Raw genomic sequence first — 12,407 nt, 5'->3', positions numbered from 1 at the left:
GGTCAGCGCGTTCGGGCGTCATTCTGCCCGGTGAACCCGCCCGAGGCAATGCGGCAGAGGAACGCGGTCAGGTCGTCGGTGCGGTGCTGGACATGGGCGCCGTGATCGGCGTGCTGCGCGATCTCGTCGGGGCCGAGGCGGCCGCGCCCGACCAGCACGGTGCGCATCCCCAGCGCATGGGGGATCTGCAGGTTGCGCGGGTCGTCCTCGAAGAAGGCGGCGCGGCGGGGATCGGCGCGGCTGGCGGCCAGCACCGCCTCGAAGGCGGCGGCGGCGGGCTTGGGGCGGAAGCCGGTTTCCTCGACGCCGAAGATCGCCTCGAACAGATCGTCCGGGCCGGCGGCCAGCCCGCGCGCGGCCAGCACCCGGCGGGCATAGGCGGCATCGGCATTGGTGTGGATGATCTTGCGGCCGGGCAGGGCGGCGATGGCGGCGGCCAGCGCCGGGTCGGGCGCGAGGCCCGAGAAGTCGATGTCGTGGACCTCGGCCAGGTAGCTGGCGGCATCGATGCGGTGTTCGGCCATCAGCCCGGCCAGCGTCGTGCCGTGCCTGCGCCAATAGTCGCGCCGGATCAGGTCGGCCCGGTCCCGGTCCACGCCCAAGAGGTGCATGACATAGGCGGTCATGCGGGCCTCGATCTGCGAGAACAGCGCCGCCTCGGGCGGGTAGAGCGTATTGTCCAGATCGAAGATCCAGATGTCGACATCGGCGAAATCCATGTCATCGGCCTAACCCGTCAAACGCGCGCTTGCAATCGGGCGCGGCTTTGCCAATCGTGGCGGCCATGAAAGAGGACGCCTATTCCCTGATCCTTGCCGCGATCGAAGCCGGCACCTACCGGCCGGGCGACCGGCTGGTCGAATCCGAACTGGCCGAGCGTTTCGGCGTGTCGCGCACTCCGGTGCGCGAGGCGCTGCAGCGGCTGGAGACCCAGGCGATGCTGGTGCGCGACGGGCGCAGCCTGATCGTCGCCTCGCTGGACCACAACCAGCTGGCCGAGCTTTACACCGTGCGCGCCGAGCTGGAGGCGCTGGCCGCGCGGCTGGCCGCCCGCCACGCCACCCCCGAGGAGATCCGCGTGCTGGCGCAGATGGTCCAGGAGGACCAGCGCTGCATCGGCAATCCCGAGGCGCTGGCGCGGGCCAACAAGCGCTTCCACCACCAGATCCACCTGGCCTCGCATAACCGTTACCTGGTGCAGCAGCTGGACCTGGTCCACCGGACCATGGCGCTGATGGCGCGGACCTCGCTGGCCGCCGAGGGGCGCAGCGAGACCGCGCTGTCCGAACACAAGCGCATCGTCGACGCCATCGCGGCGGGGGACGGCAAGGCGGCGGATGCGGCGCTGCGCCAGCATATCTCGATGGCCTGGGAGACGCGGCTGAAGCTGGAGGCGCAGGCGGATCATGACTAGCGCCTGCCCGTGCGGCTGATCGAGACCGAGGCGGACCTGGCCGAGGGTGCGGAGCATCTGGCGCGGGTCTGCCCGGTCTGGGCGCGGGTGCTGCCCGATCTTGGCCCGCTGCCGCTGCGCCGGCGCGCGGACGGGTTCGAGGCCATCGCCAGCGCCATCGTGGGCCAGCAGATCTCGACCCAGGCGGCGCAGGCGATCTGGGACCGGATGGCGGCGGCGGGGCTGACCGGGCAGCAGCGGCTGGCCGCGGCGGGCGAGGAGGAATTGCGCGCCGCCGGGCTGTCGCGGGCCAAGATGCGCTATCTGCGCGGGATCGCGGCCTGTGGGCTGGACTGGGACGGGTTGCGGGTGCTGCCCGACGACCAGGCGATCGCGGCGCTGGTCGCGCTGCCGGGGATCGGGGCCTGGACCGCCGAGATCTATCTGAAATTCGCGCTTGGCCGGGCGGATGTCCTGGCCGCGGGCGATCTGGCCCTGCAAGAGGCCGCGCGGCTGATGTACGGGCTGGAGGCGCGGCCCGGCCCCGCCGCCCTGCGCGCGATGGCCGAGCCGTGGCGGCCCTGGCGCGCGGTTGCGGCGCGGGGGCTGTGGGCCTATTACCGGCGGGCAAAGGGACGCGAGGGAGTGCGATGACGGTCGAGTTGAAATCAGCCCGCAAGGGGCCGGAAAAGGCGGATGCGGTCGTCGTGTTCCTGCATGGCTATGGCGCCGACGGGGCCGACCTGCTGGGGCTGGCCGATCCGCTGTCGCCGCATCTGCCGGGCGTGGCCTTCCATGCCCCCGACGCGCCCGAGCGCAGCCGGAACAATCCCTTCGGCTATCAGTGGTTCCCGATCCCCTGGCTGGACGGATCCTCGGAAGCGCAGGCGCAGGAGGCGATGGCGCGCTCGATCCCGGCGGTGGACGCCTTCCTGGACAAGGTGCTGGCCGAGGAGGGCCTGGGCGCCGACCGGATGGTGGTGATCGGTTTCTCGCAGGGGACGATGATGGCTCTGCATGTGGTGCCGCGCCGCGACGCGCCGGTGGCGGGGATCATCGGCTTCTCGGGCCGGCTGCTGGCGCCGGAAAAGCTGGAGGCCGAGGCGAAGGTGAAGCCGCCGGTCCTGCTGATCCATGGCGACCAGGACCCGGTCGTGCCCTTCGAGGAGATGGACCTGGCGGGCGAGGCCCTGCAGGGCGCGGGCTTCACCGTCCATGGCCATGTGATGAAAGGGACGCCGCATGGCATTTCGCCCGACGGGCTGTCGGTGGCCTTGCAGTTTCTGAAGGACCGGCTGGGCAAGTGATCTCTTGCCCGGCCTGCCGGCCGGGCGGTGGCGGGGGGCTGTCTGCCCCCCGGTCCCTGCGGGACTCCCCCCGAGGATATTTTTGCCAAGATGAAGGGGCGGTCAGTCCCAGATGGCCGGATCGGCGAGTTCGATCGAATTGCCGGCCGGGTCGCGGAAATAGATCGAGCGCGCGCTGCCGGGCCAGTGGAAATCGGCCTCGATGGCGATGCCTTGATCTTCGAGATGGGCGCGCCAGCGGTCCAGCGTGTCGGGGCTGGCGGCGAGGCAGAAATGGCCGGGGCCGCGGGCGCCATGGGGCGGGACGGGCAGTTTCGCATCCGGGGCGGGCGGTTTTTCGGTGGCCGCGGGGTTGAAGACCAGCAGGACCTGCGCCGGGTCGCGGGCGGTGCGGAAGAAGACGTGACGGCCGGGCACGGTCTGGAAGGCTTCCAGCCCCATCACGTCGCGCCAGAAGCGCGTGGCGGCGTCGAGGTCTTCGGCATAGAGCGCGCTTTCCAGCGTGCCCAGCAGGGGCGGCGGGTTCCGGGTCATGTTTGCCAGACTGCCATGCGGGCCGGCGGCGGGCAACCGTCACGGCCCTGTCACCCGCAGCGCCTAATTTGTCCCCGAACCGGATACATCCGGGGGCTTGCCAGATGGCGGACGCGATATATAGTCGTGGTCATGGATCTGACGGGCAGCCCCGGACCGGCCTTCGGGGCGCAGGCGGAAAGGCGACATGCTGGACGATCATCATAGCGAATTCCGAACCCAGTTCGTGCGCGAGCCCGCGAGCCTGCGCCACTATCCGGCGCTGGTGCTGAATGCGGATTACCGGCCGCTGAGCTATTACCCGCTGTCGCTGTGGCCCTGGCAGGAGGCGATCAAGGCGGTCTTCCTGGACCGGGTCTGCATCCTGGCCGAATATGACGAGGTGGTGCGAAGTCAGCGACAGGCCTTCCGCATCCCCTCGGTCGTCGTGTTGAAAGATTTCGTGAAACCCCAGAAGCGCGTGGCATTCACGCGCTTCAATCTTTTCCTGCGGGACGAATTCTGCTGCCAGTATTGCGGCGCGAAGGGCGACCTGACCTTCGACCACGTGGTGCCGCGGTCCCGCGGCGGGATCACCAGTTGGGAAAACGTCGTCGCGGCCTGCAGCCCCTGCAACCTGCGCAAGGCCAATCGCAGCCTGCGCCATTCGGGAATGAGCCTGCGCCGCAAGCCGCGCCAGCCCACCCCCGAGGAGATGCATTCCGTCGGCCGGCGCTTTCCGCCGAACCACCTGCATGACAGCTGGATGGATTTTCTGTACTGGGATGCCGAGCTGGAAAGCTGAACGGGGAAGCTGAACGGGCGCGGGCCTTGTTCAGCCTCGATGGTCGTGATGCTTGCGCAGGGACAGATGCACCAGCCCGGCGCCGCCCAGGATCAGCAGCGCAAACAGGATCTGGGGCACGCCCGTGGCGAAAAACAGCCAGAGCGTCAGGGCGGCGGCAAGGATGACCGCCATGATCAGCAGCAGGAAATGCGGCAATGGCATGATGCGTGTTCTCCTTCTGCCTAATATGGGCGCGCTCTGCCCGGTTGAAAAGTGATCCGGCGCATTTGAGTCGTTTTTCCGCTGCGTTCGGGGGATTTCCGTACCGGATTCCGCCGGTTTTCGGACGGCGGCCCGCCGGAATCCCCGGACAGGTCCCGGCCGCGGCGGGGGCGGGTCGGCGCTCCCGGCGAATCGCTGGCAAATGTTCCCGAAATGTTCTAATGTCGGGCGATGCTGCCGCCACGCGATCCCGACCGGATTCTGAAGGCCAGGGGGGCCGATACCCAGCCGGAAGGCCGGTTCGAGCGCCTGGGCCGCGTCCGCGAATCCGATGGCTGGGACATCCCGGAGGACGGCCGGCTGCTGCGCACCGAGGTGGTGACGGAACGCCCGCGGGCGATCATCACGCGCAATTCCTCGCCCGATGTGCCCTTCGACCGCTCGATCAACCCCTATCGCGGCTGCGAACATGGCTGCATCTATTGCTATGCGCGGCCCAGCCATGCCTATCTGGGCCTGTCGCCGGGGCTGGATTTCGAAACGAAGATCACCGCCAAGCCCGATGCCGCGCGCCTGCTGGAGCGCGAGATCGCGCGGCGCTCTTACAAGGTGGCGCCGATCGCGCTGGGGACGAATACCGATCCCTACCAGCCGGTCGAGGCGCGGCTGAAGATCATGCCGGCGATCCTGCGGGTGCTGCGCGACTGGAACCATCCGGTCACGCTGGTGACGCGCGGCCATACGGTGCTGCGCGACCTGGCGCTGTGGGCGGAACTGGCGGCGAAGGACCAGACGGCGGTGGGGATCAGCGTGACGACGTTGGATGCCGGGCTGGCCCGCGCGCTGGAGCCTCGGGCGCCCGCGCCGCAGGTGCGGCTGAAGATGATCGCCGCGCTGTCGGGGGCGGGCGTGCCGGTGCGGGTCATGGTCGCCCCGGTCATCCCGGTCCTGACCGAGCCCGAGATCGAGCGCATCCTGGCGGCGGCGCGCGAGGCGGGGGCGGTCCATGCCTCGATCATCCCGCTGCGCCTGCCGCATGAGGTGGCGCCGCTGTTTCGCGACTGGCTGCAGCGGCACCGGCCGGGTATGGTCGCCCATGTGATGGGCAAGCTGCAGGCCATGCGCGGCGGGCGCGACAACGATCCGCGCTATGGCCACCGCTTCCGGGGCGAGGGGATCGAGGCGCAGCTGATGCATCAGCGCTTTCGCGTCGCGCGCCGCCGGCTGGGCTATCGCGAGGGCGGCCCGCCGCTGGATTGCAGCCGCTTCGGGCCGCCGCCCCGGTCCGGGGACCAGCTGAGCCTGTTCTGACCCTGCGGCGGGTTGCGGCCGTCGACGGGAGCTGCCTTTCAAGCCATCTGGCGCCCGGAATCGCGGCTGCTATGGTGCCGGCTGTTTCCCTGTGGCGGAGTGGTTTCGTGCGTCTTGTCCTGGCTATCCTTGCGGCGCTGCTGGCGATCTATCTGGGGGCCGTCGCCTGGCTGGTCGCCGGATCGACCGAGGCCAGCCTGCGCGTGGGTCCCATCGCCGAGGCCCTGGCGCAGCAGGAACGGCCGGCCGATCCGCTGGAGCTGGGCTATCGCGGCGATCCCAGGGCCGCGCTGGGTCTGGATTTCGAGGATGTGCGCATCCCGACCGAGCTGGGCCCGGCGCCGGGCTGGTTCGTCGAGGGCGACCGCGACGCGACATTTGCCGCGATCCATGTCCATGGCATCGCCGGCGCGCGCGAGGATGGCTATCGCCTGCTGTCGCTTCTGCACGATGCCGGGGTGCCGGTGCTGCTGATCACCTATCGCAACGATCCCGGCGCGCCGGCCTCGCCCGACGGCCGCTATGGGTTCGGGCTGACGGAATGGCGCGACCTGGAAGCGGCGGTCGAGTTCCTGGCACAGCGCGGCTATTCGCGCCAGATCGTCGCCGCCGATTCGATGGGCGGCGCGATCCTGGGGCAGTTCCTGAAGCGAAGCGACCGGGCCGAGGCGATCGTCGGCGTCGTGCTGGACGCGCCGGCGCTGGATCTGGTCGCGGTCGTCGGCGGCATGGCCGCGCGCCACTGGGCGCCGCTGACCTCGGTCGCGCTGCCGGTCGCGGCCTGGCTGATGCCCCATGCGGGCTATGTCGACATGCGCGCCGCGCGGGTCGGCGAGGTGTTCGAGCAGTTTCCGGGGCCGGTCTTCCTGGCGCATGGCGCCGACGATTCGGTGGTCCCGGTCGCGACATCCCGCGACTTGGCGGCGCGGCGGCAGGGCGTCACCGTCCTGCTGCAGAGCGCGGGCGATCACCTGGGCTCGTTCTACGAGGACCCGCGGCGCTATGGCCAGGCGCTGGGGGCCTTCCTGTCGCTGCTGGACCCCTGAGGCGCCGGCCTGGACCTCGCCTAGACCTCGCCGGCGGTGCTGCCGAAGCCGTCCAGCCGTTCGGCGATGACGTCCAGCGTCGGGCGCGATCCGCGCGGTCGGGTTTCCAGCGCCTCGCGCATGGCCACCAGATGCTCGGGCATGGTCCCGCAGCAGCCGCCGATGATGCGCACGCCCATGTCGCGGGCCAGCACCGCATATTCGGCCATCAGCGCCGGCGTGCCGTCGTAATGGATATGGCCGTCCTCGAAATGCGGGACGCCGGCATTGCCCTTGGCGATCAGCGGCCGTTCGGAGCCCGCCGCGCAGAAGGCGGCGATGCTGCGCAGCAGGTCGGCCGCGCCGATACCGCAATTGGCCCCGAAGGCCACGGGCGGGTTCATCAGCCGCTCGACCTCGGCCGAAAGCTGGGCCGGGGTGACGCCCATCATGCTGCGGCCGGCGGCCTCGAAGCTGAAGCTCGCGCACCAGGGCATCCCGGAGAGCAGCGCGGCCTCGGCCGCCGCGCGCAGTTCGGGCAGCGAGCTGAAGGTCTCTACCCACAGCAGGTCGGCCCCGCCGGCCTTCAGCGCCTCGGCCTGTTCGTGGAACATGGCGACGGCGCTGGCATGGTCCAGGTTGCCCATCGGCGCCATGATCTCTCCGGTCGGGCCCATGCTGCCGGCGACGATCACCGGGCGGGGGGCGGCATCGGCGATCTCGCGCGCCATCTCGGCGCCAAGCCGGTTCAGCTCGGCCACGCGGGCCTGGGCGCCATGCAGGCGCAACCGGCTGGCGCTGCCGCCGAAGGTATTGGTCAGGAACAGGTCCGATCCCGCCGCCACCACCGCGCGATAGAGGTCGCGCACCCGGTCCGGCGCCTCGGCGTTCCAGAATTCGGGCGGGCGGGCCGAGGGCAGGCCCATGTTGAACAGGTTGGTCGCGGTCGCCCCGTCGGCAAGAAGCCAGTCGCGTTCCTGCAGAAGACGGCTCAGCGGATCGGTCATCTCTTGTCCCTCGGGCTGCGTTGCGGCCATTGCGCATGGCTGATCATATAGGGCCTGTCGGCGCGGTTCCTATCCGCCGGCCCGGAAACCTGCCCAAAAAAGAAGCCGCGCCGGAGGACCGGCGCGGCTGTCTGGTCGATATGGTGGACCGGATCAGTTCTGGTTGTCGCCGTCTTCGTCGCCGGTGGCGCCGCCGATATCGTCGAACAGCTCGGCGATCTCGAATTCGGCCTCGGCATCGGCTTCCGCCGCCAGGTCCTGGATCGACTTGCCCTGCGCCTGCAGCTCGGCCTCTTCGGTCGAACGGGCGACGTTCAGGGTGATGGTCGCTTCCACTTCCGGGTGCAGCACGACGATCACGTCATGCAGGCCCAGTTCCTTGATCGGCGCGCCCAGCACGACCTGCTTGCGGTCGACGGTGAAGCCGGCCTCGGTCGCGGCATCGGCGGCGTCGCGGGTCGTGACCGACCCGTAGAGCGCGCCGGCATCGGAAGCCGAGCGGATCACGACGAAGGTCTCGCCGTGCAGCTTGTCGGCAACCTTCTGCGCCTCGGCCTTCGATTCGGCGTTGCGGGCTTCCAGTTGGATCTTCTGGTTCTCGAAAGCCTTGATATTGGCGTCCGAGGCGCGCAGGGCCTTGCCTTGGGGCAGCAGGAAGTTGCGGGCATAGCCCTCTTTCACCTTCACGACTTCGCCCATCTGGCCCAGCTTGGCCACACGTTCCAGCAGGATGACTTGCATGATCGTCTCTCCTTACTTCACGACATAGGGAAGCAGGGCGAGGAAGCGGGCGCGCTTGATGGCGCGGGCCAGTTCACGCTGCTTCTTCGCCGAGACGGCGGTGATGCGCGAGGGCACGATCTTGCCGCGTTCGCTGATGTAGCGCTGCAGCAGACGGGTGTCCTTGTAGTCGATCGTCGGCGCATTCTCGCCCGAGAACGGGCAGACCTTGCGACGGCGGAAGAACGGTTTGTTCGCCATGGATCAGTCTCCTCAGTTCCGCTCGCGGCGGTCGCCGCGATCACCGCGATCGCCACGGTCACCGCGCGGCCCGCGATCACCGCGGTCGCCACGGTCGTCGCGCTTCTGCATCTGCACCGAGGGGCCGTCCTCGTGTTCGTCGACGCGGATGGTCATCACGCGCATCACGTCGTCATGCAGACGGGCCAGGCGCTCCATCTCCGTCACGGCGTCCGAGGGGGCGTCCGAGCGCAGGAAGGCGTAATGGCCCTTGCGGTTCTTGTTGATCTTGTAGGCGAGGGTGCGGACACCCCAATATTCGGTGCCGACGACCTTGCCGCCGTTATCGGCCAGCACGGTCGAAAAATGTTCGATCAGCCCTTCGGCCTGCGTGTTCGACAGGTCCTGGCGGGCGATCAGCACATGCTCGTAAAGAGGCATGGCATCCCTTTCATGTTCAGGCGCGCTTCATAGGCGGGCAGATCCCTCCGCGCCCCGCCACGAGAGGCTGCACCGGTTGCGTCATCTCGGCGGAAGGATGGGGCCTTATAGCGGCGGAGGCCGGGGATGCAAGGTGATTCGCGGCGTGGCGGGTGGCCGGGGCTGTCGCGCCGGGGCGAAAGGCCCGCCCTGCATCAGGGGACGCCTTGCATCGGGGGGTGGGGCAGTTATATTCCGTTTGTTGAATTCATGGAGGCCAAGATGTTCAGCAGGCAATCAGCGTCGCGCGGGCCGGGCTCGCCCGATGTCCTGGGCTTTTACGACGCGCCGACCGGCAGCTGCCAGTATCTGGTGTCCTGCCCGGCGACGGGGCAGGCGGCGTTGATCGATGTGGTGCAGGAGTTCGACCCGCAAAGCGCCTCGACCCGCCACGATGCCGCCCAATGGGCCCTGGCCGAGGCCGAGCGGCGCGGGCTGACGCTGGCCTGGATCCTGGACACCCATCCCCATGCCGATCACCTGATGGCCTCGGCCTGGCTGAAGGAACGGACCGGCGCGCCCAACGGCATCGGCGAGAAGGTCCGCGAGATCGCCGCGCTGTGGGAGGGGATCTATCACCTGCCGGGGGGCTTCGCGCCCGGTCGCGACTTCGACCGGCTTTTTGCCGATGGCGAGCGTTTCCGGCTGGGCGAGCTGGAGGTGCGGGTGATGCTGTCGCCGGGCCATACGCTGGGATCGGTCACCTATGTGATCGGCGATGCGGCCTTCGTCCATGACACCTTTATGCAGCCCGATGTCGGCACCTCGCGTGCCGATTTCCCCGGCGGATCCTCGGGCCAGCTCTATGACAGCCTGATGGCGATCCTGGCCCTGCCGGATCAGACGCGGCTGTTCGTCGGCCATGACTACGGCACCGCGACGCGCGAGGAGGCCGAATGGGAATCGACGGTGGCCGAACAGAAGGCCCGCAATGCCCATCTGGGCGGCGGCACCCCGCGCGCGGATTTCGTCGCCCTGCGCGATTCGCGGGATGCGACGCTGCCGCTGCCCGACCGGATGCTGTTCGCGCTGCAGGCCAATCTGCGCGCCGGGCGCCTGCCCGAGCCGGAAGCCGACGGGCGCAGCTATTTCAAGATCCCGGCCAATTACTTCGCCCCGCCTGCCGCGGACTGAGCCGCGGCGGCAGCCAAGAGCCCCGGCCCGCAGGGTGCGGGCCGGGGTCTTCATTCATTGCACATACATCGGCTGCGGCTTCGGCGTATTGCTGCCGCGCACCGGCAGGATCGGATGGACCACCTGCGGCTGCTCGCCCGTCAGGGTGCCCAGGAAGGCCACGATCTCCTCGATCTGCTCTTCCTCCATCTCGGTGCCCAGCTGCGAGCTGGACATGACCGCGACGGCCTCGGACAGGTCCCAGACCACGCCCGAGTGGAAATAGGGCGCGGTCAGCGCGACGTTGCGCAGGGGCGCGGCGCGGAAGACATATTCGTCATCGGCGGTCTGCGTCACCTCGAAGCGGCCGCGGTCGCCTTCGGGCAGGACCGAGCCGCCCGGCCGTTCGATCAGGCCGAAGGGGAAATAGTCCTGGCCGCCGAAGTTGATCCCCGCGTGGCAGGACACGCAGCCGGTATTGATGAAGGCGGCCAGCCCGCGTTTCTCCTGGTCGGTCATCGCCTCGTCATCGCCGTTCAGGAACTGGTCGAAGCGGCTGTTGGGGGTGATCAGCGTCGCCTCGAAGGCCTCGATCGCGACGGCGAAGTTGTCGAAGCTGATCGGCGCCTCCTCGGCGGGGAAGGCGGCCGCGAAGGCCTCGACATAGCCGGGCATCGATTCCAGCGTCGCCACGACGTTCTCGGGCGTGTTGTTCATCTCGACCCCGGCCTGGACCGGGCCCTTGGCCTGTTCGGCCAGGTCGGGGGCGCGGCCGTCCCAGAACTGGGCGATATTGAAGATCGCGTTCAGCATCGTGGGCGCGTTGCGGGGTCCCTGCTGCCAGCCATGGCCGATCGAGACCTCCAGCCCGTCCACGCCGGCGATGCCCACATTGTGGCAGGACTGGCAGGAAAACAGGCCCGAGCGCGACATGCGCGGGTCGAAGAACAGCATCGCGCCCAGGTCGACGCGGGCCGGCGTCAGCTCGTTGCCCTCGGGCGCGACGGGTTCGGTCGGGATGGCTTCGAAATAGAACTGGGCGTCCTCGCGCAGGGTGGCATTGTCGATGGCCTCGTCTTGCGCGAAGGCCGGCAGGGCGGTCACCGCAAGGGCGATCGCGGCGGGAAGAGATGGCTTCATGGCTTTCTCCTGAATGGGTCGGCGTCCTTGCCGGAATTCTGGCCCGTCGCGGCTCTTTCGGCCATGACATGGATCAAATTGCAGCGATTTGCCCGATGCCGCATAAAGTGCCGGGTGGCGGTGGCAGGAGGCCGGGATGGCGCTGGAAGACGCGAAGAACCAGGTGGACCAGGCTTTTACGCGCGGCGATCCGCGCGGGCCCAGTTTCGAGAATGCCTTCGGCGGGGCGACCAGCTTCCTGCGCCGCCGCTATGGCAAGGATCTGGCCGGGGTCGACCTGGCGGTGACGGGGATCCCCTTCGACCAGGCGGTGACGAACCGGCCGGGCGCCCGCTTCGGGCCGCGCGCGATCCGCGAGGCCTCGACGCTGCAGCCCTATGATCCGCCCTATGGCTGGGGCTATGACCCGCTGTCGGTGCTGAACGTGGCCGATTACGGCGACATGGCCTTCGACTATGCCAATGTGCGCGAGGTCCCGGCCCGGATCGAGGCGCATGTCGGCGCGATCATGGATGCCGGCGCGGCGCCGCTGGTGCTGGGGGGCGATCACTTCATCACGCTGCCGATCCTGCGCGCGGTCGCCGCGCGGCGCGGCCCGGTCGCGCTGATCCAGTTCGACGCGCATTCCGACACCTGGGCCGACGACGATCCCGACCGGATCGACCACGGCACCTTCCTCTACAAGGCGATCCGCGAGGGGGTGGTGGACCCCGCCGCCAGCGTCAGCGTCGGCATCCGCACCGAGAATCCCGAGACCCTGGGTGTGACGATCCTGGACGCGCCCTCGCTGCATCGCGACGGCGTGGATGCGGTGCTGGCCCGGATCCGCGCGGTGACGGGCGACCGGCCGGTCTATGTCACCTTCGACATCGACGCGCTGGACCCGGCCTTCGCGCCCGGCACCGGCACGCCGGTCTGGGGCGGGCTGGCCAGCTGGCAGGCGGCGGCGCTGCTGCGGGGGCTGGCGGGGATCGAGCTGATCGGCGGCGACGTGGTCGAGGTCTCGCCGCCCTACGACACCACCGGGGCGACCGCCGTGGCGGCGGCCCATGTGGCGATGGAGCTGATCGCGCTCTATGGCTGGCGGCGGCGCTGACGGCCTGCCGGGCGTGCCGGGTATTTGGACAACGAAGAAGCGCAGGGCCGGGA

General features: G+C 69.3%; 16 protein-coding genes. 8 read left to right on the top strand and 8 right to left on the bottom strand.

Annotated features, from left to right (window positions below; all coding sequences use genetic code 11):
* Nucleotides 1-2: 2 nt before the first annotated feature.
* Nucleotides 3-719 (bottom strand): pyrimidine 5'-nucleotidase, encoded by a 717-nt coding sequence (locus tag C9E82_RS01150; protein WP_119898602.1) that lies wholly within the window; start codon nucleotides 717-719, stop codon nucleotides 3-5.
* Between the two features lie 65 nt (nucleotides 720-784).
* Here C9E82_RS01150 and C9E82_RS01145 point away from each other — a divergent pair, with 65 nt between their 5' ends.
* The 3 genes from C9E82_RS01145 to C9E82_RS01135 are packed head-to-tail and all read left to right on the top strand — an operon-like array spanning nucleotide 785 to nucleotide 2,700.
* Nucleotides 785-1,414 carry a GntR family transcriptional regulator gene (locus C9E82_RS01145; RefSeq protein ID WP_119898603.1) on the top strand — a complete coding sequence of 210 codons (630 nt, stop codon included), beginning with the start codon at nucleotides 785-787 and terminating at the stop codon, nucleotides 1,412-1,414.
* 3 nt (nucleotides 1,415-1,417) lie between these two features.
* Entirely contained in the window at nucleotides 1,418-2,047 is a 630-nt protein-coding gene (locus C9E82_RS01140) for a DNA-3-methyladenine glycosylase family protein (protein ID WP_119898604.1), read from the top strand.
* Nucleotides 2,044-2,700, top strand: a complete 657-nt coding sequence (locus C9E82_RS01135; protein ID WP_119898605.1) for an alpha/beta hydrolase — start codon at nucleotides 2,044-2,046, stop codon at nucleotides 2,698-2,700. The genes C9E82_RS01140 and C9E82_RS01135 overlap by 4 nt, the downstream gene beginning before the upstream one ends.
* A gap of 102 nt (nucleotides 2,701-2,802) precedes the next feature.
* On the opposite strand, the gene C9E82_RS01130 is transcribed toward C9E82_RS01135, so the two are convergent.
* Nucleotides 2,803-3,234 carry a VOC family protein gene (locus C9E82_RS01130; RefSeq protein ID WP_122449177.1) on the bottom strand — a complete coding sequence of 144 codons (432 nt, stop codon included), beginning with the start codon at nucleotides 3,232-3,234 and terminating at the stop codon, nucleotides 2,803-2,805.
* A 187-nt stretch (nucleotides 3,235-3,421) separates the two neighbouring features.
* On the opposite strand from C9E82_RS01130, the gene C9E82_RS01125 reads away from it, so the two are divergent.
* Complete coding sequence (locus C9E82_RS01125) at nucleotides 3,422-4,018, top strand: HNH endonuclease (protein ID WP_119898896.1); 597 nt, start codon at nucleotides 3,422-3,424, stop codon at nucleotides 4,016-4,018.
* 30 nt (nucleotides 4,019-4,048) lie between these two features.
* Here C9E82_RS01125 and C9E82_RS24325 read toward each other — a convergent pair whose 3' ends face one another.
* Nucleotides 4,049-4,222: a hypothetical protein gene (locus C9E82_RS24325; RefSeq protein WP_170162107.1), complete on the bottom strand. Its 174-nt coding sequence runs from the start codon at nucleotides 4,220-4,222 to the stop codon at nucleotides 4,049-4,051.
* Nucleotides 4,223-4,453: 231 nt separating this feature from the next.
* Here C9E82_RS24325 and C9E82_RS01120 point away from each other — a divergent pair, with 231 nt between their 5' ends.
* Together C9E82_RS01120 and C9E82_RS01115 are read left to right on the top strand one after the other, a co-directional pair.
* Nucleotides 4,454-5,533 (top strand): PA0069 family radical SAM protein, encoded by a 1,080-nt coding sequence (locus C9E82_RS01120; protein WP_119898895.1) that lies wholly within the window; start codon nucleotides 4,454-4,456, stop codon nucleotides 5,531-5,533.
* 107 nt (nucleotides 5,534-5,640) lie between these two features.
* Nucleotides 5,641-6,579 carry an alpha/beta hydrolase gene (locus tag C9E82_RS01115; RefSeq protein ID WP_119898894.1) on the top strand — a complete coding sequence of 313 codons (939 nt, stop codon included), beginning with the start codon at nucleotides 5,641-5,643 and terminating at the stop codon, nucleotides 6,577-6,579.
* Nucleotides 6,580-6,599: 20 nt separating this feature from the next.
* On the opposite strand, the gene bmt is transcribed toward C9E82_RS01115, so the two are convergent.
* The 4 genes from bmt to rpsF all read right to left on the bottom strand — a co-directional run bounded on the left by bmt (nucleotide 6,600) and on the right by rpsF (nucleotide 8,966).
* Nucleotides 6,600-7,565, bottom strand: a complete 966-nt coding sequence (bmt, locus tag C9E82_RS01110) for a betaine--homocysteine S-methyltransferase (protein WP_119898893.1) — start codon at nucleotides 7,563-7,565, stop codon at nucleotides 6,600-6,602.
* A 153-nt stretch (nucleotides 7,566-7,718) separates the two neighbouring features.
* Nucleotides 7,719-8,306 carry a 50S ribosomal protein L9 gene (gene rplI, locus C9E82_RS01105; RefSeq protein WP_119898892.1) on the bottom strand — a complete coding sequence of 196 codons (588 nt, stop codon included), beginning with the start codon at nucleotides 8,304-8,306 and terminating at the stop codon, nucleotides 7,719-7,721.
* Between the two features lie 12 nt (nucleotides 8,307-8,318).
* Nucleotides 8,319-8,546 carry a 30S ribosomal protein S18 gene (rpsR, locus tag C9E82_RS01100; protein WP_119898891.1) on the bottom strand — a complete coding sequence of 76 codons (228 nt, stop codon included), beginning with the start codon at nucleotides 8,544-8,546 and terminating at the stop codon, nucleotides 8,319-8,321.
* Nucleotides 8,547-8,558: 12 nt separating this feature from the next.
* Nucleotides 8,559-8,966 carry a 30S ribosomal protein S6 gene (gene rpsF / locus C9E82_RS01095; RefSeq protein WP_119898890.1) on the bottom strand — a complete coding sequence of 136 codons (408 nt, stop codon included), beginning with the start codon at nucleotides 8,964-8,966 and terminating at the stop codon, nucleotides 8,559-8,561.
* Between the two features lie 261 nt (nucleotides 8,967-9,227).
* Between rpsF and C9E82_RS01090 the strand changes: the two genes are divergently transcribed.
* Nucleotides 9,228-10,139, top strand: coding sequence for an MBL fold metallo-hydrolase (locus C9E82_RS01090; protein WP_119898899.1), 912 nt, complete (start codon nucleotides 9,228-9,230; stop codon nucleotides 10,137-10,139).
* 54 nt (nucleotides 10,140-10,193) lie between these two features.
* Here the strand turns inward: C9E82_RS01090 and C9E82_RS01085 are convergent, their stop codons facing one another.
* Nucleotides 10,194-11,258, bottom strand: a complete 1,065-nt coding sequence (locus C9E82_RS01085; protein ID WP_119898889.1) for a cytochrome-c peroxidase — start codon at nucleotides 11,256-11,258, stop codon at nucleotides 10,194-10,196.
* Nucleotides 11,259-11,394: 136 nt separating this feature from the next.
* On the opposite strand from C9E82_RS01085, the gene speB reads away from it, so the two are divergent.
* On the top strand, nucleotides 11,395-12,354 hold the full coding sequence (speB, locus tag C9E82_RS01080; protein ID WP_119898888.1) for an agmatinase: 960 nt from the start codon (nucleotides 11,395-11,397) through the stop codon (nucleotides 12,352-12,354).
* The last annotated feature ends 53 nt before the right edge of the window (nucleotides 12,355-12,407 follow it).

This window comes from Paracoccus sigandri, assembly GCF_003709565.1.
GTDB lineage: Bacteria > Pseudomonadota > Alphaproteobacteria > Rhodobacterales > Rhodobacteraceae > Paracoccus > Paracoccus siganidrum.
The sequence above is the reverse complement of the archived record's forward strand: the minus strand, read 5'-3'. Positions and strand labels throughout refer to the sequence as shown.